Genomic DNA, 22,041 nt, shown 5'->3' with positions numbered 1-22,041 from the left:
GGGGCTGCTGCGCAGCCCATCGCCAGCAAGGCTGGCTCCTACAGGGGTATGCGTTCACTTGTAGGAGCCAGCCTTGCTGGCGAAGAGGCCGGAACAGGCGACATCACTCGATGAAGGTCACCACGCCGCCTTCCAGCGACTTGACCCGGGCCAGCGACTCGACGCGATAGCCCTGGCTGTCCAGCTCGGCGCGGCCGCCCTGGAACGACTTCTCGATGACGATGCCCAGGCCGGCCACGGTGGCGCCGGCCTGCTTGATGATCGAGATCAGCGCCTGCGAGGCTTTGCCGTTGGCCAGGAAGTCGTCGATCACCAGCACGCGGTCGCTGCTGTTGAGGTGACGCGGCGAGATGGCCACGGTGTTCTCGGTCTGCTTGGTGAAGGAGTACACCGAGGCGGTCAGCAGGTTCTCGGTCAGGGTCAGCGACTGGTGCTTGCGGGCGAAGATCACTGGCACGCCGAGCTTCAGGCCGGTCATCACCGCCGGGGCGATGCCCGAGGCTTCGATGGTGACGATCTTGGTCACACCGGAGTCGGCGAACAGGCGGGCGAACTCGTCACCGATCAGCTGCATCAGCGCCGGGTCGATCTGGTGGTTGAGAAACGCATCGACTTTCAGGACCTGATCGGAAAGCACGATGCCTTCTTCGCGAATCTTCTGCTGCAGTGCTTCCACTGTGTATCTCCGATGTAACAAAGGTGGCCGCAAACAGCGGCAAAGTTAAAGAGTAATGGTTGGTCAGCGTTTGAGCATTGCCCGGATATCGGCCAGGGCGTTGTTGCCGCGCGCGGCTTTCACTTCCACGGGCGCATCGTCCAGGCCTTCCCAGGCCAGGTCGTCCGGCGGCAGTTCGTCGAGGAACCGGCTGGGGGTGCAGTCGATGATCTCGCCGTACTGCTTGCGCTTGGCGGCGAAGGTGAAGGCCAGGGTCTGGCGCGCGCGGGTGATGCCCACGTAGGCCAGGCGGCGTTCCTCTTCGATGGTATCGGCCTCGATGCTCGAGCGGTGGGGGAGGATTTCCTCCTCCATGCCCATGATGAACACGTAGGGGAATTCCAGGCCCTTTGAGGCGTGCAGGGTCATCATCTGCACGCCCTCGGCGTTCTCTTCCTCTTCCTGCTGGCGCTCGAGCATGTCGCGTAGCACCAGCTTGCCGATGGCATCCTCGATGGTCATGTCACCCTCTTCATCCTTCTCGAGGGTGTTCTTCAGCGCTTCGACCAGGAACCAGACGTTGCTGATGCGGAACTCCGCGGCCTTGTCGCTGGCGGTCTGCTGGCGGATCCAGTTCTCGTAGTCGATGTCGCGGATCATCTCGTGCAGCGCGGCGATCGGGTCTTCCAGGGCGACCTTGTGGCGCACCCCGTCCAGCCAGTGCTTGAAGCGTTGCAGGCGCTCGGTGTAGCGGGCGTCCAGGTGCTCGCCCAGGCCCAGCTCCTCGCTGGCGGCGTACATCGAGATGCCGCGCTCGGTGGCGTAGTTGCCGAGCTTCTCCAGGGTGGTCGAGCCGATCTCGCGGCGCGGCACGTTGATCACCCGCAGGTAGGCGTTGTCGTCGTCCGGGTTCACCAGCAGGCGCAGGTAGGCCATCAGGTCCTTGACCTCCTGGCGGCCGAAGAAGCTGTTGCCGCCGGACAGGCGGTACGGCACCTGGTGGTGCTGCAGCTTCAGCTCGATCAACTTGGCCTGGTAGTTGCCCCGGTAGAGGATGGCGAAGTCGCTGTACGGGCGGTTGGTGCGCAGGTGCAGGGTGAGGATTTCCATGGCCACGCGTTCGGCCTCGGCTTCCTCGTTCTTGCAACGGATCACACGGATCTCGTCGCCGACGCCCATCTCGCTCCACAGCTCCTTCTCGAAGGCGTGGGGGTTGTTGGCGATCAGCACGTTGGCGCAGCGCAGGATGCGGCTGGTGGAGCGGTAGTTCTGCTCGAGCATGACGATCTTCAGGGAGGGGTAGTCCTCCTTGAGCAGCATCAGGTTTTCCGGGCGGGCGCCGCGCCAGGCATAGATCGACTGGTCGTCGTCGCCCACCACGGTGAACTGGTTGCGCATGCCGATCAGCATCTTCACCAGCAGGTACTGGCTGGCGTTGGTGTCCTGGTATTCGTCCACCAGCAGGTAGCGCACGCGGTTCTGCCAGCGCTCGAGCACCTCGGGGTGCTCCTGGAACAGCTTGACCGGTTGCAGGATCAGGTCGTCGAAGTCCACCGCGTTGAACGCTTTGAGCGTGCGCTGGTAGTGGGTGTAGACGATGGCCGCGGTCTGCTCGCGCGGGTTGCGCGCCTTTTCCAGGGCTTCAGGAGGCAGGATCAGGTCGTTCTTCCAGGCACCGATCATGTTCTTGATCTCGTCGATGCCGTCGTCGCCGGAGTATTCCTTCTGCATGATGTCCGACAGCAGCGCCTTGATGTCGGATTCGTCGAAGATCGAGAAGCCCGGCTTGTAGCCCAGGCGCTCGTGCTCCTTGCGGATGATGTTCAGCCCCAGGTTGTGGAAGGTGCACACCGTCAGGCCCCGGCCTTCCCCTGGGCGCAGCAGGGTGCCGACCCGCTCCTTCATCTCGCGCGCGGCCTTGTTCGTGAACGTCATCGCCACGATGTACTGGGCGCGGATGCCGCAGTTCTGGATGAGGTGGGCAATCTTGCGTGTGATTACGCTGGTCTTGCCCGAGCCTGCACCGGCAAGCACCAAAAGAGGGCCGCCGACGTAGTCACGGGCTTCCTGTTGCCGGGGATTGAGTCGGGACATGCTAGAAACCGGGGGTCGCCAGAAAATAGCCGCGCATTCTAACAGGCCTCGCGCGGTTGTGGCGCGACCGTCTGACGTGTGAGTCAATGTTTTCTCATGGCCTTTTTCGCCGCCAGTGGCTGCCGATCCTTTCGCAAATCCCCGAAATCCCGTTTGCCGGTTGCGCGGGTTTCGCGCAGGATGCACGTCAAAATACGTCGGGTTAGCCGCCAGGGAATGGCAATGACTAAAAGTGAAAATCATTTTCACTTGGATGCGGTAGGATACGCCGCGCCCGTCGATTCACCGCCACGTCTAAGGAGCCCGCTTGTCCACGCCTGCCGAACCTCTGCGTTTGCTGCTGTTGGCCGATGAGCCGGAATGGGCCGCGCGTCTGCGCGCGTGCCTGCAGCCGCTGGACGGTGCCGCGGTGCTGCTGACCGCGCCCAACTGGGCGGCGGTCGACAGCCTGTTCGCCAACGACCGCCAGGCCGTGGTGCTGGCCACCCCAGCGCTGCAACCGGCGCCGGGGCGCTGCGAGCTGCCGACCATCCTGCTGCTGGAGGAAGAGCCGGCCACTTCGCCGGTGGGGGTCAGCGACTGGCTGGTGCTGGCGCAACTGAGTAGCGATACCCTGCGCCGCTCTCTGCGCCATGTGCGTGAGCGTGGGGTGCTGGTGGCGACCCTGCAACGCTTGGCCGAGCAGGACCCGTTGACCGGCATCGCCAACCGGCAAGGTTTCCAGGCCCTGCTTACCGCGCGGCTGGCGGAGAACGACGGCCGTGGCCTGGCCCTGGGCCACCTCGACCTGGACAACTTCCGTCACGTCAACGACGCCTTGGGCCACCAGGGTGGTGATCGCTTGATCCTGCAGGTGGTGGCGCGGCTGAAGGCACAGCTGGCTGCCGGCGACCAGTTGGCGCGGCTGGGCAGTGACGAGTTCGCCCTGCTGATCGACACCCGCCGCGATGCCAACCGCGCCGAGTGGATGGCCGAGCGGATTGTCGAAGCGCTGACCGAGCCCTACTGGATCGACGGCGAGAGCCTGCTGCTCGGCTGCAGCCTGGGCATCGCCCATGCCCGCGCCCAGGCGGGTGCCGACCCGTTGATGTGGCACGCGCATATCGCCATGCGTCAGGCCAAGGGTAGCCAGGGCTGCACCTTCCACGTGTTCAACGAGCGCATCAACCGCAACGCCCGCAGCCTCGCCGACCTGGAAAGCGAACTGCGCCGCGCCCTGCGCCGCGACGAACTGGAGCTGCACTACCAGCCACGCCTGAATCTTGCTGACGGCCGTATTGTCGGCCTCGAGGCGCTGGTGCGCTGGAACCACCCGGAACGTGGCCTGCTGGCCCCCAGCGAGTTCGTCCCACTGGCTGAGCAGAGTGGGCTGATCGTGCCGCTGGGCTACTGGGTGATTTCCCGCGCCCTGAGCGACATGCAGGCCCTGCGCGAACGCGGCCTGGCGCCACTGCACATGGCGGTCAACCTGAGCTTCCGCCAGTTCCAGGACAGCCAGTTGCTGGCCACCCTGAGCCGGCTGATCGTCGAGCATGGCGTCGATGCGCGCTGGCTGGAGTTCGAACTCACCGAAACCGCAGTGATGCGCCGCAACGAGCTGGTGCGCCAGACCATGGACGCCCTCGGTCGCCTGGGCGTGCGCTTCTCGCTGGACGACTTTGGCACCGGCTTCTCTTCGTTCGTGCACCTGAACAGCCTGCCGATCACCCTGCTCAAGGTGGACCGCAGCTTCGTCGGTGGCATGGAGCAGCGCGAAGAGAACCGCAAGCTGGTGCACGCGATGATCAACCTGGCGCACAACCTCAACCTGGAGGTGGTGGCCGAGGGTGTGGAAAGCGAGGAGCAGATGGCGCTGCTGCGTGCGTTCGGCTGTGACCAAGTGCAGGGGTTCCTGGTCAGCCGGCCGTTACCGGTGGCGGCGTTGATCGAGTACCTGTCGCAGGCACCGCAGCCGCGCCTGCTGGACGTCCTGTAGGAGCGGCTTCAGCCGCGATCACCCGCAAAGCGGGTGCCTACACCGCGTGGCCCCTATCGCGGCTGAAGCCGCGCCTACAGGTGCGCGGGGACGGCCGCTTTCGCGCTAACCCCCGCCTTGCCGATCATCCGCTTCATCCGCCATTCAAAGCCGAACGTCAGCGCCACTGACGCGCAGGCCAGCCCCAACGCCAGGCCCCACCAGATACCCGGCGCGCCACCGCCGAGTGTGAAAGCGAACAGCCAGGCGCACGGCGCGCCCACCAGCCAGTAGCACACCGCACCGATGAGGAAGGTGGTGCGGGCGTCCTTCAAGCCTCGGATCGAGCCCATGGCGATGGTCTGCACGCCATCGAACAGCTCGAACCACGCCGCGACCATCACCAGTTGCACCGCCAGCTGGAAAATCGGCGCGAAAGCAGGGTCTTGGCGATTCACCAGCAAGGCCACCAGCTCGTTCGGCAGCACCAGGAACAACACGGCGAAGCCGAGCATCAGCGACGCACCGAAACCGATTCCCACCCGCCCGGCGCTGCGTGCGGCGAGCAGGTTGCCGGCGCCGTAGTACAGGCCAACGCGCATGGTCACGGCGTACGAAAGCCCTGTTGGCACCATGAACGCGGTCGAGACGATCTGCAGGGCAATCTGGTGCGCCGCCAACTGCGTGCTGCCGAGCACACCCATGCACAGGGCGGCGAAGGCGAACAGCCCGACCTCGACCATGTAGGTACCGCCGATCGGCAGGCCCAGGCGCCACAGCTCGCGCAGCGCCGGCAGCGAAGGCCGCGACAGCCCCTTGCGCAGCGGGTAGGCGGCATAGGCCTTGTGCCAGCGGATGTACAGCGCCAGGGCGATGGCCATGCCCAGCGACACCAGCGCGGTGACCAGGCCGATACCCATCAGGCCCAGCTTGGGCAGGCCGAACATGCCTTCGATGAGCGCATGGTTGAGCAGGTAGTTGAGCACCGTGCCAGCCAGGCTGATGACCATCACCGGCGTCGAGCGGCCCAGGGCACTGGTGAAGCCGCGCAGGGCCATGAAGGTCATGTAGCTGGGCAGGGCCAGCGGCAGCAGGGTGAGGAACTGCATGGCCGCGTCGACGTTTTCCGGCTTCTGGCCAGACAGCAGCAGCGCGGGCTTGAGGTTCCACAGCACCAGCGCCGAGACCACGGCCAGGCCCCAGGCCAGCCACAGGCCGCTTTGTGCCAGGCGCGTGGCGCCCTCGATGTCGTTGGCGCCCTTGCGGATCGCCACCAAGGTGCCGACGGCGGCGATCACCCCCAGGCAGAAGATCGACACGAACGAATAGCTCGCCGCGCCCAGGCCGCCGCCGGCCAAGGCTTGCGGGCTGATGCGGGCCATCATCAAGGTGTCGGTCAGCACCATCAGCATGTGCGCCAGCTGCGAGGCGATCAGTGGCCCGGCCAGGCGCAGGAGAGCCTTGAGTTCGGTGGTGGGCGCGACATGCATGGGGCGATCCTTCTTGATGATCCTGTTGAGCGAAGGGTCGATTCTGAGGCTTCGGTCAGCTTTGCACAAAAGGATAAAAGCGATCATTGCCATGAGTTTGACTCATGCCTGTATGATCCGGCATTGCCTTCTCGGCCCCGCATGACAGGTGCGCCATGTCTCGCCAGCTCCCTCCGCTCTATGCGCTGCGTGCATTCGAAGCCGCAGCCCGGCTGAGTTCCTTCACCCGCGCCGGTGAAGAGCTGTCAATCACCCAGAGCGCCGTCAGCCGGCATATCCGTACCCTTGAAGAGCACTTCGCCTGCCGCCTGTTCGTGCGCAGCGGGCGCAGCCTGCAACTGACCGAGGCGGCGCGCATGCTGCTGCCCGGCGTGCGTGACGGCTTTGCCGCCTTGGAGCGGGCTTGTGACGCCTTGCGTGGGGAGGACGACATCCTGCGCATGAAGGCGCCGTCCACCCTCACCATGCGCTGGCTGCTGGCGCGCTTGAGCCGTTTCCGGCATCTGCAACCGGGCAACGAAGTGCAACTGACCAGCGCCTGGATGGACGTCGACCATGTGGACTTCAACCAGGAACCGTTCGACTGCGCGGTGCTGCTCAGTGACGGCAATTTCCCGGTGGACTGGGAAGTGCGCCGGCTGTTCTCCGAGCTGCTGATCCCGGTGGGGGCGCCGGACCTGCTCGATGAGGCGCCCTGGGATGAGCGGCGCCTGGCCGGCATGGAATTGCTGCACCCGACCCCCGACAAGCGTGACTGGCGCGCCTGGCTGGCGCGCATGGAGCTGACCGACAAGGTGTCGCTCAAGGGCGGACAGGTGTTCGACACCCTGGAGCTGGGCATGATCGCCGCCGCGCGGGGTTATGGCATTTCGATGGGCGACCTGCTGATGGTGGCCGAGGATGTCGCCCAGCGGCGCTTGAGCCTGCCGTGGCCGACGGCGGTGGCCAGTGGCATGGATTATTACCTGGTGTGGCCCAGGACCCGGCCGGGGGGTGAGCGGTTGCGGCGGTTGAGTGCCTTCTTGCAGGAGGAGGCGGTGGCGATGGATTTGCCTGCGGTGCAAATTTTGCCAGCACAGCGGTGAGCTGTTCGCCAGCAAGGCTGGCTCCTGCAGGGGCGTGTGAACGCCGGGCGGCCAGGCACGCCGCAAAGGTTTGCGAATACCCCGGCCCTACACTCAAGTATTCCCCCGCGACGCCGATCCAGTGGCACCAGCGTCCCGGAAGAGGGCGCGATTACCCGTCGATCAGAAAGCGGGCGGTCAGCGTGATCAGGATGATCCCGGCCTCTTGCCAGGAGCTTCCCATGTCCCAACCGCGTGCCCGGATTGCCTCGCAACTTGGTATCGCCCTCGCCGTCGTGCTGGCGTTGGTGATCACCGGCAGTACCCTGTTCGCCCTGCGTTCGCTGGACGACGCCAACCTCACCACCCGCCAGGCGCACCTGGCCAGCGAGGCGCGGCTGCTGGCCGACCAGCTCGACACTTTCCACGGTTCGCTCAAGGACAACACCCAGCGCCTGAGCGGCCTGTTCGAGCGGCGCTTCGCCTCGGGCCTGGCGGTGCACGCGGGCGAGACGGTCAACGTGGCCGGCGCGCAGACACCGGCCCTGTACCTCGGCGACCACTTGTTGAACAACGATTTCCAGCAAGTCGACGCGTTCCAGCAGATGACTGCCGGGGTCGCCACCCTGTTCGTGCGCAGCGGCGACGACTTCGTGCGCATCAGCACCAGCCTGACCAAGCAGGACGGTAGCCGCGCCATCGGCACCCAGCTCGACCGCCAGCACCCGGCTTATTCGAAGCTGATGGCGGGGCAAACCTACGTCGGCCGCGCCGTGCTGTTCGAGCGCAACTACATGACCCGCTACGTGCCGGTGCGCGACGGCGCTGGCCGGGTGATCGCCGTGCTGTTCGTCGGTTTCGACTACACCGACGCGCAGAACGCCCAGTTCGCCAACCTCAAGCGTTTCCGCATCGGCCAGACCGGCTCGCTGGCGCTGCTCGACGAGCAGGGTAAATGGTTGGTGCCGCCAGCTGCGGCGGGCAACGCCGATGGCCAGGTGTTCAAGGGCTTTGAACCAGGCCAGGGACGCTTCTGGGCCAGCGTCGGCGAGCAGTTGTTCAGCGTTGCCGTGCCGTTCGCTGAGGGCCCGTGGACCGTGGTGGCGAGCATGCCGGAAGGGGAGATCCGCGAAGTGACCTGGAGCGTCGGTTTGCGCCTGGCCATTGGTAGCCTGCTGGCAATGCTCCTGGCCGTTGCCGCCACGCTGTGGCTGCTGCGCCGCAAGCTGCGCCCGCTGGGTGACCTGGTGCGCCAGGCCGAAGCCCTCGGTGCGGGCGACCTCAATGCCCGCCTGAGCGTGACCAGCCATGACGAGATCGGCCAGCTGGCGCGCAGCTTCAACCAGATGGGCGAGGCCCTGGCGACCATGGTCGAGCACATCCGCAGCGCCTCGGACCAGGTCAGCGGCCGCGCCCGTTCGCTGTCGGGGCTGTCGTCCGGCGCCTGCGAGGGCATGGATCAGCAGTCCGGCGAAATCACCAGCATGGCTGGCGCGGTGGAAGAGTTCAGCGCCACCTCGATGAACATCGCCGACAACATGGCCGGCACCGAACGCATGGCCCGCGACAACGCCCAGCAGACCCGCATCGGCCGCACGGCCATGGACGAAGCCTCGGTCTCGCTCAAGCAGATCGCCGAGGCCTTGGGTGGCACGGCGGCAGTGATGGACACACTCGGTGCGCGCTCGCAGGAAATCGGCGGCATCGTCGGGGTGATCACCGCAATTGCCGAGCAGACCAACCTGCTGGCGCTGAACGCCGCCATCGAAGCGGCCCGGGCCGGCGAGCAGGGGCGTGGTTTCGCGGTGGTGGCCGATGAAGTCCGGGGGTTGGCCGCGCGCACCCGCCAGGCCACCGACGAGATCTCCGGCATGATCGCCAGCATCCAGCAGCAGACCGGCCATGCCATCAGCACCCTGGAGCAGGGCAACCAGCTGATGCAGGAAGGGCTGGCGCGTAACGACAAGGTGGCCGAGGCGCTGGCGCGCATCGACGAGCAGAGCCGGGTGGCCGGTGAGCAGTTCACGGTGATCAGCACCGCGACCCAGGAGCAGAGCAGCACCGCGACGGTGCTCAGTCGCAACCTGCAGAGCATCGCCCAGGCCAACAGTGAGCAGCGTGACGTGGCCAATGAGCTGGCAATGACGGCGCGGGAGCTGGAAGGGCTGGCGGGGCAGTTGCGCCAGGAAGTGGATCGGTTCCGGGTCAAGTAACGGCTTACTGCCTGTGCTGGCCTCTTCGCCGGCAACGCCGGCTCCTACAGGTACCGCGTGAACCTCCTGTAGGAGCCGGCCTTGCCGGCGAACCGGGCTTACATCGCCCCCAGGCCCAACGCTAGCGCACACGCTTGCAACGACCTGCGCTCGCTCTGCGCATACAGCGCCAATTCATCCTGCACCGTCAGCCCCAGCGCCTGCTCGAAGGCCTCGCGGTTGGCATTGCTGCCATACTCCGCCTGCCCCTCGTCGCCCAGGTTGGACTGGAAGATCCCCGCCGCGCTCACCGGCAGGAAGTCCTCGTACACCAAGGCCTCGTAATGCACATGCCCGGCGTCGATCAACCCTTGCAGGGTGGTCGGGCGCTCCGCCTGGCCGCGTGCCGCCAACCCTTTCTCGGTGGCGAAATAGCGGAAGTACGCCAGCCCTTGCTCGCGCATTTGCGCCAGGTCATCCGGGAACTCGGTGAAGTGTTGCGTGAGCAGCGCCATGTAGCGTTCGCCATTGGCCTCCGTCGGCGCGCCGCCCAGGGCCGCGCGGGTCGCGTCGAGCAGGCGGTCGTATAGCTGCCGCCCCTTGGGCGTCAACGCCGCGCCGCGCTGCTCGATCTCACCGAAGCGCGCGGTGTGGCTGCCCTGGGCATCGCTGAAGGCGACCTTCTCCTGCAACGCCTTGAAGCTGGTCTGGCGCAGCAGGATCGGGTGGCGGCGGGTGGGCGGGCCTTCGACCACCGCCTTGGGTGGGATGCCCTTGGCTGGCATGCCGAGCTGGATCGCGTCGATGTCCAGGGTGCGTGGCGTGAGGTGGTTGATGTGCGGGCCCTTGAACGCCACCACGTCGGCGATCAGTCGGTGCTGGTCGTGCAGTTGCTGGTACTGCTCAGCGGTGACGGTGGCGTCCTGGTGCCAGCGGAAGGTGTGCAAGGCTTCCCGGACGAAGGTGTCGGCGTCGGACGCATTCAGGCCACCGTCGCGCTCGCACTGGTCGATCAGTTCCAGCACACGTGGGGTGAAGATCTGCCGATTGGCCAGGATTGCCTGCGCCAGCTCGCGCAGTTTCGGGTTGTCGATCAGCTCCAGGCGCAACAGCGAGGTGAACACGCGAAACGGGCTGATATGCAGCGATTGTTCATGCACCGCGCGAAACGCAGTGGAGTGCACCGGCACGCCGGCCGAACTCAAGTCGTAGTAGCCGACGGGCTCCATGCCCATCACCGCGAACAGACGGGCGATGGTGGCCAGTTCTGCGGCGGTGCCCACGCGGATGGCGCCGTGGCGCTCCTGATCGAGGCGCTCGATCTCGCCGGTCCAGCGCAGGGCCTCGGCCACCTTGGGCTGCTCGGCCATGACCTGGCGGTTGACCTCGCTCACCAGCTCGAGCAGCGTGCCGTACAGGGGCACTTCCTGCTTGTACATGAGCGACATGGCGGCGGAGAACCGCGCGCGGATGCTGTCGGGGCTGACGAAATCGTGGGCGGGCATCGCAAGCTTCCTGGGTGAGTGAGGACCCTTACATGAAAGCTGGGAATGGAGTGGCCGTACAAGCGAAAAAAAGTGCGGGTTTCATTCCTTTTTTGATCGACCTCAGGGGCGGTTCGCCGGCAAGCCGGCTCCTACAGTTGAACCGCTACAACTGCTCGCGAACCCAATCCACCAATGCCCGCACCTTCGGCACTTCCGCCGCATGCTCGGCAAACGCCAGGTAATGTGCGCCATTGCTTTTCATTGAATGGTCCCAGGCCACCACCAGGCTGCCTTCGGCCAGCTCCCTGGCCACCAGGTAACGCGGCACCAATGCCACGCCACAACCGGCCTGCGCCGCGCTCAAGGCCATGTAGAACGTGTCGAAACGCGGCCCGTGGTAGCTGTTGTCGGTGTGCAACCCCTGCTCCAGGAACCACTCGTGCCAGGCCTCCGGCCGCGAGGTGCTTTGCAGCAGCACCAGCTCGGCCACCGCGCCCGCGTCAGGCAGCGTGCGGCCTTGCAGCAGTTCCGGCGCGCACACCGGCAGCACCTCCTCGCCGAACAACGCCACGCAGGTCGCCCCTGGCCAGGTGCCCTGGCCAAAGAAGAACACCACATCGGCCGAGCCTTGCAGCAGGGCGAACGGTTCCATCTCGTTGCGGATGTCCAGGTGGATGTTCGGGTGGCGCTTGCCGAAGCCCTTGAGGTGCGGGATCAGCCAGCGCACGCCGAAACTCGGTTGAGTGGCTACCTTCAATACTTCGGTCTGCGTGCCGTAGCTGAGCACGTAGCGGCTGGACATGTCGACCTGGGTGAGGATCTTGTTGACCTCGGCCAGGTACAGGGCGCCGGCGGGCGTGAGCTGCAGGCGCCGGCGAATGCGCAGGAACAGGTGATGGCGCAGCATCTCTTCGAGCTGCGCCACCTGCTTGCTCACCGCGCTCTGCGTCAGGTGCAGCTCCTCGGCGGCGCGGGTGAAGCTCAGGTGGCGGGCTGCAGCCTCGAAGCACTGCAGGGCGGTCATGGAAGGCACCAGGCGTTTGGACATAGCGGTCTCTGCGGCTCGAATCATTACCTGGCGGAATGATATGCGGAATAAAGGTCGTTTGTTGCACCTGTGTAATCGGATTAATACTGACCCACGTCATTTTCCAACCCTTCACCCGATGTAGGAGAAGCACATGGTTGCTGGATTGCTCGAACGCCTCGGCGTTGCCGCCTCGGCTCACACCCAGGGCGACCACCCTGTCCACACCCCGATCGACGGCAGCCAGATCGCCTCGGTGAAACTGCTTGGCAAGGCCGACACCAGCGCCCGCATCGGCCAGGCGCAACAGGCCTTCGAAGCCTGGCGCAAGGTGCCGGCGCCACGCCGTGGCGAGCTGGTGCGCCTGTTCGGTGAAGTGCTGCGCGCGCACAAGGCCGACCTCGGCGAGCTGGTGTCGATCGAAGCCGGCAAGATCACCCAGGAAGGCTTGGGTGAAGTGCAGGAAATGATCGATATCTGCGACTTCGCCGTGGGCCTGTCGCGCCAGCTGTACGGCCTGACCATCGCCTCCGAGCGCCCGGGCCACCACATGCGTGAAAGCTGGCACCCGCTGGGCGTGGTGGGTGTGATCAGCGCCTTCAATTTCCCGGTGGCGGTATGGGCGTGGAACGCCGCGCTGGCGTTGGTGGCCGGCAACGCCGTGGTGTGGAAACCATCCGAGAAAACCCCGCTTACCGCCCTGGCCTGCCAGGCGCTGTTCGAAAAAGCCCTGAAAGCCTTCGGTGACGCGCCGGCCGGCCTGAGCCAGCTGGTGATCGGCGGCCGCGAGGCCGGCGAAGCCCTGGTCGACGACCCGCGCGTGCCGCTGGTCAGCGCCACCGGCAGCACCCGCATGGGCCGTGAAGTCGGGCCACGGGTTGCAGCGCGTTTCGGCCGCAGCATCCTCGAACTGGGCGGCAACAACGCCATGATCCTGGCCCCGAGCGCCGACTTGGACCTGGCCGTGCGCGGCATCCTGTTCTCGGCGGTGGGCACCGCCGGCCAACGTTGCACCACCCTGCGCCGGCTGATCGTCCATCGTTCGATCAAGGACGACGTAGTGGCGCGGGTCAAAGCTGCCTACGGCAAGGTGCGCATCGGCGACCCACGCAAGGATAATCTGGTCGGGCCGCTGATCGACAAGCTGTCGTTCGACGCCATGCAGGGCGCGCTGGCCAAGGCCCGCGACGAAGGCGGCCAGGTGTTCGGTGGCGAGCGCCAGCTGGCCGACCAGTACCCCAACGCCTACTACGTTTCGCCCGCCATCGCCGAAATGCCAGCCCAGAGCGACGTGGTGCGCCACGAGACCTTCGCGCCGATCCTCTACGTGCTGGCCTATGACGACTTCGAAGAGGCGCTGCGCCTGAACAATGAAGTGCCACAGGGGCTGTCGTCGTGCATCTTCACCACCGACATTCGCGAGGCCGAGCGCTTCCAGAGCGCCTCGGGCAGTGATTGCGGTATCGCCAACGTCAACATCGGCACAAGCGGTGCGGAGATCGGTGGCGCGTTCGGTGGCGAGAAGGAGACCGGGGGCGGGCGTGAGTCCGGGTCGGATGCCTGGAAGGGCTACATGCGTCGCCAGACCAATACCGTGAACTATTCGCGCGAGCTGCCGCTGGCGCAGGGGATTGTTTTCGATTGATGCTGAATGGCCGGGGGCAATGCCCCTGGTTCGCCGGCAAGCCGGCTCCTACAGGGGATAGTTGTAGGAGCCGGCTTGCCGGCGATGGGCCGCACAGCGGCCCCAACAAGAACAACACCGCTGGAGCCGGGCCATGTCCGAACTGCGTCAAGAATGTCTGTGGGAATTCGTCACCCAGCCGACCGTGGCCGCCCAGGCCCTGGCCGGCGAGCACAAGGCCGATGTCTGCGTGATCGGCGGCGGCATCACCGGCCTGTGCGCGGCGATTCACCTGCTGGAGCAGGGCAAGTCGGTGATCCTTCTGGAGGCCTGGAAGATCGGCCATGGTGGCTCCGGGCGCAACGTCGGCCTGGTCAACGCTGGCACCTGGATCCGCCCCGACGACGTCGAGGCCACCCTCGGCCACAAGCAGGGCAGCCGCCTGAACAAGGTGCTGGGTGAAGCGCCGGGCGAAGTGTTCGCGATGATCGAGCGTCTTGGGATCGATTGCCAGGCGCAGCACAAAGGCACCCTGCACATGGCGCACAACGCCACCGGCATCGCCGACCTCGAAGCCCGCCAGCAGCAATGGACCCGGCGTGGCGCCGACGTCGAGCTGCTGACCGGCGCGCAATGCCAGGAATACTGCGGTACCGACAAGATTTCCGCCGCGCTGCTCGACCGCCGCGCCGGCACCATCAACCCCATGGGGTATACGCAAGGCCTGGCTGCGGCCGTGAGCCGGCTGGGTGGCAAGCTGTTCCAGCAGTCCTCGGTCGAAGGCCTGGAACGTGATGGCAGCGCCTGGCGGGTGAAGACCGCGCGCGGCGTGGTGCGCGCCGACAAGGTGGTGATTTCCACCGGTGCCTATACCGAAGGCGACTGGAGCAACCTGCAGAAGCACTTCTTCCGTGGCTACTACTACCAGGTTGCCTCCAAACCGTTGCAAGGCGCGGCCGCCGACAAGGTCTTGCCGCATGGCCAGGGCTCCTGGGACACCCGCACCGTACTCAGCAGCATTCGCCGTGACGATCAGGGCCGCCTGCTGCTCGGCAGCCTCGGCCGGCTCGACAACAAGCCGGCGTGGTTCGTGCGCAGCTGGGCCGACCGCATCCAGAGCCATTACTACCCTGAGTTGGGCAAGGTCGAATGGGAGATGCACTGGACCGGTTGCATCGACTTTACCCCCGACCACCTGATGCGCCTGTTCGAGCCGGCGCCGGGGCTGGTGGCGGTGACCGGCTACAACGGGCGGGGCAACACCACCGGCACGGTGATCGGCCGCGCCTTTGCCGAGTTTCTGCTCAAGGATGACCCGGACAGTTTGCCGATCCCGTTCTCGCCGATGAAGCCGGTGAGCGCGCCGTCGTTGCGCACGGCGTTCTATGAGTCGGGGTTCTCGCTGTACCACGCGGGGCAGTGTTTGCGGGTGGTGTTGTAGGCGGTTCGCCAGCAAGGTTGGCTCCTACAGGGTGCGGTGAGCACCTGCAGGAGCCAACCTTGCTGGCGACTCACTTGTGCAACCAACTCAGAAACCCGCCTTTCTTCACAACGGTCGGTTTCTGCAACAACAGCGATTCACGCTTCTGCCGACGGAAGCGCTGCAACTTGGTCAATGCCGATTTCACGTCCCCGCTCTGGGTCAGGCAACCGCGGATCTGCTCCTTGTCGATGCGGTACAGCACACACCCCGTCAGGGCACGGAATTCGACGGGCGAGGCCTCGTCATCCACCAGCCCTTCCAGCGCCAGCACTTCCCCCGGCCCCATGCGGCCGCCCTCGACCACTCGCTCGCCATCGCGCACCGACACCGACACCACGCCACGGCTGATCAACAGCACATGCTCTGAACGCTCGCCGATCGCCAGGATCACCTGGTCGGCCGGGTACTCCACTGTAGTCATGCGCTGGCTCAGGCTGTCGCGCTCGTCGCTGGTCAGCGAGCGGAACACCCGCACCTCCTCCAGCAGTTCGCGTTGGCGGCTGCGCGGCGGCACGCCGGTCTCGACGTTCCAGATTACGCCGCTGGCCTCCAGGTGGCGGTGGGCCAGGTCGAACAGCTGGTTGCGCACTTCGGTCTTGCGCGACATGTCGGCGATGAAGCCGCTGGCCTCGTATTCCACCGACTCCAGCGTCGAGGCCTTCACCGTGACCTTGGGCGCCGGCTTGTCCAGCAGGATGCTGATGCCCTGCAGGGTTTTTTCCAGGGCGTCGAATACCCGTTGCGGGCGCACCTTGGCTGGCACCACCACGCTGATCGACACCCCGTGCACCTCGGCCGGGCGGCTGAAGTTGAGGATCTTGGCCTTGGCCGCCACCGAGTTGGGGATCACCGCCAGGCTGCTGTTGCCGGTGATCAGCCGGGTGGCGCGCCAGTCGATATCGACGACCTTGCCTTCGGTGCCGTCGATGGAGATCGAGTCGCCGATCTGGTAGGGGCGCGTGGTGTTCAGCACGATCCCCGAGAACACGTCGGCCAGGGTGCTCTGCAAGGCCAGACCGATGACGATGGCCATCACCCCGGAGGTGGCCAGCAGGCCTTTGACCGGCAACTGCATCACATAGGCCGCCGCTGCCACCGCCGCCACCAAAAAGATCAGCGCCCCGACCACATCCTGCAGCAGGCGCCCGCCATGGCTGCCCCGCGCCACCAGCAACAGGCCGAACACCACCGTCACCGTGCGCGCGCCGAACAGCCACCAACCAATCGCCAGCACCGTGGCCATCAGGTTGCGTGATACGTCGTCGGCCCAGGGCGGCGGTTGCAGCGGGCTCATGCCCGCGGCCAGCAGAACCCAGCTGAACAGCAGGAAGATCGCCAGCCGCGAAGCCATGCGCCAGGCGCGGCGCTCCAGAGGGATCAGGTGCCAGAGCAGCAGGTCGAGGAAGATCAGGGCGGTGCCGAGCAACAAGGGGGACGACTGGATGAAGGCCAGCATGATGGTCTCGGTGCGGGGGAGGGCTGTGGCTAGTAATAGAGCAGGTTGAAGGGGCACGCAATGGGCATGCAGGAGGCGTAGAACGGTCTGCTTCGAGGGAACGCCATTCTTGCTGTAAGCCGATGAGTTGGAAACAATGGCGCGCGGCTGAAACCGCGCGTGCTTCGAGTGCGCCAGGTCGCCAGGGGCTTTTCGCTTTTTTCCAGGAGGTTGCAGTGGCTACAGGGACGTTATCGGCAGAAGCGATTTTCGAGAAGTACCACCGGTTCGACGATGGTTACCTGCTGGCTTTCGAGTATCAGGAAGCCGTGGATGGAACCCTCAGTTTCGCGATGACCTTCAACGGCCGTGACAACTGGGCCGACGGCAATGTCTGGCGACATGTCAGGGTCGTGGTCGGTGATGTTCGGGAGTTGTCCCTGAAAGTATCCAGCGATGAATGCCGGCGGATTTACCTCAGCGTCAAACTACTGAAATTCGATGGCCTTTGGTGCGTCGATGTAAACGGTATGTATGGCGGTGCCGAAGACCCTCGCTCACTCGACGAGGTCCGCCGTGACGGCGAGTTCTATGTAGTGGGCGGCCATGTCCGGGCAGAGGAGCTCCCCGATCATGAATAACGAACAGGTTTGCAGACAGTCAGCACCTGGCCGGTTCCGTAACCATGTGTGAAACCCTCAGGTTCATCAATCTTCTGATGCTCGACTGCATGATGGTGTCTGCATTCGTCCTGGCGATCTACGCCTGGTTCTTCGCCAGGCAGCGAGGCCTGGATATCAACACATTCGAAGGGGCGGGCGAGCTCCACAGGCTGGCCATGACCTTCGAGCACAAGCTGCTTTCGGTGCTGCTCATCCTCGGGCTCTATGTGTTCCCCTTGCTGTTCTTCCTGTCGTTTGGCCCTTTGATCTGGGGGCTATTCCAAGGGTGCGAGTACAGGCTCAGTGGTCGGAATTCACACATTGTCTGGAAGCTGGTCCGTTAAGCAGCTTCAGGTGAAGGGCGTTCTATCGTTCTTGAAATAGAACGCTATGGCCAATTTTCACCGTCTACCGCCTCAAAGGTGATGATTCTAATCTTTGCCCATCAACGCGAAACACCGATGGCAACGACAATCACACACCTTTGGGAGCAACGACCATGAGCACATTCACCTACAACCGCCTGAACAAAGACGACGCCGCCGTACTGCTGGTAGACCACCAGGCTGGCCTGCTGTCGCTGGTGCGCGACATCGAGCCGGACCGCTTCAAGAACAACGTGCTGGCCCTGGCCGACCTTGCCAAGTACTTCAACCTGCCGACCATCCTCACCACCAGCTTCGAACAAGGCCCCAACGGCCCGCTGGTGCCGGAGCTGAAAGCACTGTTCCCGGACGCCCCGTACATCGCCCGCCCCGGCCAGATCAACGCCTGGGACAACGAAGACTTCGTCAAGGCGGTGAAGGCCACCGGCAAGAAGCAACTGATCATCGCCGGCGTGGTGACCGAGGTGTGCGTGGCGTTCCCGGCGCTGGCGGCCTTGGAGGAAGAGTTCGAGGTGTTCGTGGTCACCGACGCTTCCGGCACCTTCAACGAAATGACCCGCGACGCGGCCCACAACCGCATGAGCCAGGCCGGCGCGCAACTGATGACCTGGTTCGGCGTGGCCTGTGAGCTGCACCGCGACTGGCGTAATGATGTTGAAGGGCTGGCGGCGCTGTTCTCCAACCACATCCCCGACTACCGCAACCTGATCACCAGCTACAACGCCCTGACCGCCGGCAAGTAAGCCGCCCCGCCAGGCGCCATCCTCGGCGCCTGGCCCACCTCGCTCAGGTACACCGCGATGAACAACAGCACCGTGGTCACGCTGGTCATCCAGCACAAGGTTCGCGCCGAGGCCCTGGCGCGCTACGAAGCCTGGCTCAGGCACACCGTTGGCGTGGCCCGCCAGCAACCCGGGCACCTGGATGTGAACGTGATCCGCCCGGATGACGGCGGCCGCCAGTTCACCACCATCGTGCGCTTCGCCGAGGCCGGCCAGTTGCAGGCCTGGGTCGATTCCGCCGAACGCCAGGCGCTGGTCGCCGAAGTGCTGCCGCTGCTGGAGGAGGGCGACCAGACCCAGGTGCATGACGACCCGGAGTTCTGGTTCACACCGTCCAGCGGCGGAGCGACGCCACCGCCGCGCTGGAAGCAGGCCGTGCTCACCTACCTGGTGATCTGCCCGCTGACACTGCTGGTGCCGATGCTGCTGGCGCCGCTGTTCCAGCACTTTCCGCTGCTGGGCGCACGCTTGCCGAGCAACCTGCTGGTCAACCTCTGCGTCATCCTCCCGGTGGTGTTCTTCATCATGCCCTGGGTGACGCGCCGCTGCGCCGGCTGGTTGCGTCGCTGAGCGCCTGCCGCGATCCATTGCTAGCCTTCAACCGCCTGCCGAAACCACCCGGACGGAGAGCACCATGAGCCAGGACCCCACCGACCCGAGCCGCCGCCAGTTCCTCGCCACCAGCACCGTGCTCGGTGCCGCCGGCGCGCTGTGGAGCGCATTGCCGTTCACCTCTTCCGCCCATGCCGCTATTTCAGGAGATCCCATGTCCGCCGACCTCATCCTGTTCAATGGCCGACTGCACACCGTCGACCGCGAGAAACCCCAGGCCAGCGCCGTCGCCATCAAGGACGGCAAGTTCATCGCCGTGGGCAGCGACGCCGAGGCCATGGCCCATAAAGGCAGCAGCACGCAGATCATCGACCTCAAGCAGCGCACGGTGATCCCGGGCCTGAACGACTCGCACCTGCACCTGATCCGCGGTGGGCTGAACTACAACCTGGAGCTGCGCTGGGAGGGCGTGCCATCGCTGGCCGACGCCCTGCGCATGCTCAAGGACCAGGCCGACCGTACGCCGACCCCGCAGTGGGTGCGGGTGGTCGGGGGCTGGAACGAATTCCAGTTCGCCGAAAAGCGCCTACCCACCCTGGAAGAAATCAACCAGGCCGCGCCCGACACCCCGGTGTTCATCCTCCACCTGTACGACCGCGCGCTGCTCAACCGCGCCGCGCTCCGGGCGGTCGGCTACACCAAGGACACGCCCAACCCGCCCGGTGGCGAGATCCAGCGCGACAAGTTCGGCAACCCCACCGGCATGCTCATCGCCCGGCCCAATGCCGCCATCCTCTACGCCACCCTGGCCAAGGGGCCGAAGCTGCCGCTGGAGTACCAGGTCAATTCCACCCGCCAGTTCATGCGTGAGCTCAACCGGCTGGGGCTGACCAGCGCCATCGATGCCGGCGGCGGTTATCAGAACTACCCGGATGACTATCAGGTGATCCAGGAACTGGCCGACAACGGTCAGCTGACTGTGCGCATCGCCTACAACCTGTTCACCCAGAAGCCCAAGGAAGAGCTGGCCGACTTCAAGAACTGGACGCAGAAGGTCAAGCCTGGGGATGGCAACGACTTCCTGCGCCACAACGGCGCCGGCGAGATGCTGGTGTTCTCGGCGGCTGACTTCGAGGACTTCCTCGAACCCCGCCCGGACCTGCCGCAGACCATGGAGCAGGAGCTGGAACCGGTGGTGCGCCACCTGGTCGAGCAGCGCTGGCCGTTCCGCCTGCACGCCACTTACGACGAGTCCATCTCGCGCATGCTCGACGTGTTCGAGAAGGTCGACCGCGATATCCCGTTCAATGGCCTGCCGTGGTTCTTCGACCATTGCGAGACCATCACACCGAAGAACATCGAGCGGGTGAGGGCGCTGGGCGGTGGTATCGCCATCCAGGACCGCATGGCGTTCCAGGGCGAATACTTCGTCGAGCGTTATGGCGCCAAGGCCGCCGAGGCGACCCCGCCGATCAAGCGCATGCTGGCCGAGGGCGTGCCGGTTGGCGCGGGCACCGATGCCACCCGGGTGTCCAGCTACAACCCCTGGACCTCGTTGTACTGGATGGTCAGCGGCAAGACCGTTGGTGGGCTGGAGCTGTACCCGGACGGTGGTCTGAGCCGTGACGTCGCGCTGCAGCTGTTCACCCACGGCAGCGCCTGGTTCTCCAGCGAGCAGGGTAAGAAAGGGCAGATCAAGGTGGGCCAGCTGGCCGACCTGGCGGCGCTGTCGGCGGACTTCTTCAGCGTCGAGGAAGAGGCGATCAAGTGGATCGAGTCGGTGCTGACCGTGGTCGACGGCAAGGTGGTGTATGGCGCCGGTGACTTCGAGAAGCTGGGGCCGGCGCAGATCCCGGTGGTGCCAGAGTGGTCGCCGGTGGTGAAGGTACCGGGGCACTGGCGAGCTGGCGCACCGCTGGCCGCAGCGGTGCACCAGTGCGTCGGGCCTTGTGGGGTGCATGCGCACAGCCATGAGAAGGCGCGGCATTCCAGTGTGCCGGTCAGCGACTTCCAGGGGTTCTGGGGAGCGTTGGGCTGTTCCTGCTTTGCGTTCTGAGTGAAACGGGGGCCGCTTTGCGGCCCTTTCGCGGGTAAACCCGCTCCTACAGGGATTGCGCTGGCCGCTGTGGACGCGGGGTTACCCGCGAATAGGCCGCAACTGCCAGCCAACGCCTCACGCCATATCGCTGACCGCGAACTCTTCCGCCAGGTGATCGATCAACGCCCGCACCGACGGCAGCAACCCCCGCCGTGACGGGAATATCGCATGCACGATCCCGCAGCGCGGCTGCCAGTCCGGCAGCATCTCTACCAGGCGCCCGGCTGCCAGGTCCTCACGCACCGCCACCCGTGGCAGGTGTGCGATGCCCACCCCCGCGACCACGAAGTGACGCAGCGCGAACAGGTCATCGGTGACCATGCGCGGCTTGTGCGGGATCACCAGGCTGCGCGCCCTGTCCTCGCCCTGGAACAGCTCCCACTGGTATTCGCGCTGGGCACCACCCCAATGCAGGCTGGGCAGCGTGCTCAGTTGTTGTGGGTCGAAACCTGCCGGCAGCTGTTCGAGGAATGATGGATGGCCTACCAGGCACTGGGTGCTGTTGCTCAGCACCTTCATCACCATGTCGGTGTTCTCCAACGGCGGGAAGCGCACGCGCAGGGCGATGTCGAAGCCCTCGTGCAGCAGGTCGACCCGGCGGTTGGTGCTCTCGATGAACAGCTCAACCTGTGGGTACTTGAGCATGTAGCGGGTCAGCATCGGCCCGACCCAGGAGTTGAGCAGCGTGGTCGGGCAACTGACGCGCACCAGCCCGCGCGGTTCGCTGCGGTTGCGTTCGATGATCTCGGCAGCGCCTTCGGCCTCCACGCGCATGGCCAGGCAGCGGTTGTAGTAGGCCTGGCCGATCTCGGTCAGCGAGCAGTGCCGGCTGGTGCGGTGCAGCAGGCGCACGCCCAGGCGCTCCTCCAGGTCGGCGATGCGCCGGCTGAGCTTGGACTTGGGCATGTTCAGGGCCCGGCCGGCCGGGGCGAAGCCACCGTGCTCGACCACCTGGGTGAAGTAGTAGAGGGAGTTGAGGTCTTCCATGGGGCGGTCTCCGGATTTTGGGCTGCCTGTGCCGGCCTCTGCAAGGGTTGCGCCGTACCTGTAGGAGCC

The 22,041-nt window shown here is 65.4% G+C and carries 16 protein-coding genes and 2 pseudogenes; 11 read left to right on the top strand and 7 right to left on the bottom strand.

Annotated elements, in window-relative coordinates; translation table 11 throughout:
- Nucleotides 1-103 precede the first annotated feature (103 nt).
- Together IM733_RS18830 and rep are read right to left on the bottom strand one after the other, a co-directional pair.
- A complete protein-coding gene (locus IM733_RS18830) occupies nt 104-676 on the bottom strand; it encodes a xanthine phosphoribosyltransferase (RefSeq protein WP_011536381.1) in 573 nt (190 codons plus the stop codon).
- A gap of 63 nt (nt 677-739) precedes the next feature.
- Nucleotides 740-2,749 carry a DNA helicase Rep gene (gene rep / locus IM733_RS18825; protein ID WP_248917999.1) on the bottom strand — a complete coding sequence of 670 codons (2,010 nt, stop codon included), beginning with the start codon at nt 2,747-2,749 and terminating at the stop codon, nt 740-742.
- A 475-nt stretch (nt 2,750-3,224) separates the two neighbouring features.
- On the opposite strand from rep, the pseudogene IM733_RS18820 reads away from it, so the two are divergent.
- Nucleotides 3,225-4,726, top strand: a pseudogene (locus IM733_RS18820) (putative bifunctional diguanylate cyclase/phosphodiesterase); the annotation flags it as partial.
- A 72-nt stretch (nt 4,727-4,798) separates the two neighbouring features.
- Here the strand turns inward: IM733_RS18820 and IM733_RS18815 are convergent.
- Nucleotides 4,799-6,193 (bottom strand): NorM family multidrug efflux MATE transporter, encoded by a 1,395-nt coding sequence (locus IM733_RS18815; protein ID WP_248917997.1) that lies wholly within the window; start codon nt 6,191-6,193, stop codon nt 4,799-4,801.
- A gap of 155 nt (nt 6,194-6,348) precedes the next feature.
- On the opposite strand from IM733_RS18815, the gene IM733_RS18810 reads away from it, so the two are divergent.
- The 3 genes and pseudogenes from IM733_RS18810 (at nt 6,349) to IM733_RS25820 (ending at nt 9,470) form a co-directional block, all read left to right on the top strand.
- Nucleotides 6,349-7,278, top strand: coding sequence for a LysR substrate-binding domain-containing protein (locus IM733_RS18810; protein ID WP_248917996.1), 930 nt, complete (start codon nt 6,349-6,351; stop codon nt 7,276-7,278).
- A gap of 191 nt (nt 7,279-7,469) precedes the next feature.
- Nucleotides 7,470-8,606 (top strand): annotated as a pseudogene (locus IM733_RS25825) (Cache 3/Cache 2 fusion domain-containing protein); the annotation flags it as partial.
- Nucleotides 8,604-9,470, top strand: coding sequence for a methyl-accepting chemotaxis protein (locus IM733_RS25820; protein WP_432760435.1), 867 nt, complete (start codon nt 8,604-8,606; stop codon nt 9,468-9,470). The pseudogene IM733_RS25825 and the gene IM733_RS25820, both read left to right, overlap by 3 nt.
- Nucleotides 9,471-9,568: 98 nt before the next feature.
- On the opposite strand, the gene hglS is transcribed toward IM733_RS25820, so the two are convergent.
- Nucleotides 9,569-10,954: a 2-oxoadipate dioxygenase/decarboxylase HglS gene (gene hglS / locus IM733_RS18800; RefSeq protein ID WP_248917994.1), complete on the bottom strand. Its 1,386-nt coding sequence runs from the start codon at nt 10,952-10,954 to the stop codon at nt 9,569-9,571.
- A 145-nt stretch (nt 10,955-11,099) separates the two neighbouring features.
- A complete protein-coding gene (locus tag IM733_RS18795; RefSeq protein ID WP_248917993.1) occupies nt 11,100-11,984 on the bottom strand; it encodes a LysR substrate-binding domain-containing protein in 885 nt (294 codons plus the stop codon).
- Between the two features lie 133 nt (nt 11,985-12,117).
- Between IM733_RS18795 and amaB the strand changes: the two genes are divergently transcribed.
- Both amaB and amaA read left to right on the top strand, forming a co-directional pair.
- Nucleotides 12,118-13,608, top strand: a complete 1,491-nt coding sequence (gene amaB, locus IM733_RS18790) for an L-piperidine-6-carboxylate dehydrogenase (RefSeq protein WP_283107507.1) — start codon at nt 12,118-12,120, stop codon at nt 13,606-13,608.
- A 133-nt stretch (nt 13,609-13,741) separates the two neighbouring features.
- On the top strand, nt 13,742-15,028 hold the full coding sequence (gene amaA, locus IM733_RS18785; RefSeq protein ID WP_248917992.1) for an L-pipecolate oxidase: 1,287 nt from the start codon (nt 13,742-13,744) through the stop codon (nt 15,026-15,028).
- Between the two features lie 70 nt (nt 15,029-15,098).
- Here the strand turns inward: amaA and IM733_RS18780 are convergent, their stop codons facing one another.
- Nucleotides 15,099-16,526, bottom strand: a complete 1,428-nt coding sequence (locus tag IM733_RS18780) for a mechanosensitive ion channel family protein (RefSeq protein ID WP_248917991.1) — start codon at nt 16,524-16,526, stop codon at nt 15,099-15,101.
- A 122-nt stretch (nt 16,527-16,648) separates the two neighbouring features.
- On the opposite strand from IM733_RS18780, the gene IM733_RS18775 reads away from it, so the two are divergent.
- From IM733_RS18775 to IM733_RS18755, 5 genes are all read left to right on the top strand, one after another.
- Nucleotides 16,649-17,146 carry a hypothetical protein gene (locus IM733_RS18775; RefSeq protein WP_248917990.1) on the top strand — a complete coding sequence of 166 codons (498 nt, stop codon included), beginning with the start codon at nt 16,649-16,651 and terminating at the stop codon, nt 17,144-17,146.
- A gap of 44 nt (nt 17,147-17,190) precedes the next feature.
- Nucleotides 17,191-17,511, top strand: a complete 321-nt coding sequence (locus tag IM733_RS18770) for a hypothetical protein (RefSeq protein WP_248917989.1) — start codon at nt 17,191-17,193, stop codon at nt 17,509-17,511.
- A 155-nt stretch (nt 17,512-17,666) separates the two neighbouring features.
- Entirely contained in the window at nt 17,667-18,296 is a 630-nt protein-coding gene (gene ycaC / locus IM733_RS18765; RefSeq protein WP_248917988.1) for an isochorismate family cysteine hydrolase YcaC, read from the top strand.
- Between the two features lie 57 nt (nt 18,297-18,353).
- Nucleotides 18,354-18,905 carry an antibiotic biosynthesis monooxygenase gene (locus IM733_RS18760; protein ID WP_248917987.1) on the top strand — a complete coding sequence of 184 codons (552 nt, stop codon included), beginning with the start codon at nt 18,354-18,356 and terminating at the stop codon, nt 18,903-18,905.
- Nucleotides 18,906-18,969: 64 nt separating this feature from the next.
- The gene (locus IM733_RS18755) at nt 18,970-20,943 is read left to right on the top strand and encodes an amidohydrolase (RefSeq protein ID WP_248917986.1); all 1,974 of its coding nucleotides are present in this window, start codon (nt 18,970-18,972) and stop codon (nt 20,941-20,943) included.
- Nucleotides 20,944-21,060: 117 nt separating this feature from the next.
- Here IM733_RS18755 and IM733_RS18750 read toward each other — a convergent pair whose 3' ends face one another.
- Nucleotides 21,061-21,972 (bottom strand): LysR substrate-binding domain-containing protein, encoded by a 912-nt coding sequence (locus tag IM733_RS18750; protein ID WP_248917985.1) that lies wholly within the window; start codon nt 21,970-21,972, stop codon nt 21,061-21,063.
- Nucleotides 21,973-22,041: the final 69 nt, after the last annotated feature.

The sequence above is a fragment of the Pseudomonas entomophila genome, from assembly GCF_023277925.1.
GTDB classification, from domain to species: domain Bacteria; phylum Pseudomonadota; class Gammaproteobacteria; order Pseudomonadales; family Pseudomonadaceae; genus Aquipseudomonas; species Aquipseudomonas entomophila_D.
Note: the sequence above shows the minus strand (reverse complement) of the source record. Positions and strands in the feature narration are given on the sequence as shown.

Bases quoted from the DNA above. Each gene is read 5' to 3' on its own strand.
- rep (WP_248917999.1), bottom strand. From the start codon at position 2,749: ATGTCCCGACTCAATCCCCGGCAACAGGAAGCCCGTGACTACGTCGGC.
- IM733_RS18815 (WP_248917997.1), bottom strand. From the start codon at position 6,193: ATGCATGTCGCGCCCACCACCGAACTCAAGGCTCTCCTGCGCCTGGCC.
- IM733_RS18810 (WP_248917996.1), top strand. From the start codon at position 6,349: ATGTCTCGCCAGCTCCCTCCGCTCTATGCGCTGCGTGCATTCGAAGCC.
- IM733_RS25820 (WP_432760435.1), top strand. From the start codon at position 8,604: ATGGGCGAGGCCCTGGCGACCATGGTCGAGCACATCCGCAGCGCCTCG.
- hglS (WP_248917994.1), bottom strand. From the start codon at position 10,954: ATGCCCGCCCACGATTTCGTCAGCCCCGACAGCATCCGCGCGCGGTTC.
- IM733_RS18795 (WP_248917993.1), bottom strand. From the start codon at position 11,984: ATGTCCAAACGCCTGGTGCCTTCCATGACCGCCCTGCAGTGCTTCGAG.
- amaB (WP_283107507.1), top strand. From the start codon at position 12,118: ATGGTTGCTGGATTGCTCGAACGCCTCGGCGTTGCCGCCTCGGCTCAC.
- amaA (WP_248917992.1), top strand. From the start codon at position 13,742: ATGTCCGAACTGCGTCAAGAATGTCTGTGGGAATTCGTCACCCAGCCG.
- IM733_RS18780 (WP_248917991.1), bottom strand. From the start codon at position 16,526: ATGCTGGCCTTCATCCAGTCGTCCCCCTTGTTGCTCGGCACCGCCCTG.
- IM733_RS18775 (WP_248917990.1), top strand. From the start codon at position 16,649: ATGAGTTGGAAACAATGGCGCGCGGCTGAAACCGCGCGTGCTTCGAGT.
- IM733_RS18770 (WP_248917989.1), top strand. From the start codon at position 17,191: ATGTGTGAAACCCTCAGGTTCATCAATCTTCTGATGCTCGACTGCATG.
- ycaC (WP_248917988.1), top strand. From the start codon at position 17,667: ATGAGCACATTCACCTACAACCGCCTGAACAAAGACGACGCCGCCGTA.
- IM733_RS18760 (WP_248917987.1), top strand. From the start codon at position 18,354: ATGAACAACAGCACCGTGGTCACGCTGGTCATCCAGCACAAGGTTCGC.
- IM733_RS18755 (WP_248917986.1), top strand. From the start codon at position 18,970: ATGAGCCAGGACCCCACCGACCCGAGCCGCCGCCAGTTCCTCGCCACC.
- IM733_RS18750 (WP_248917985.1), bottom strand. From the start codon at position 21,972: ATGGAAGACCTCAACTCCCTCTACTACTTCACCCAGGTGGTCGAGCAC.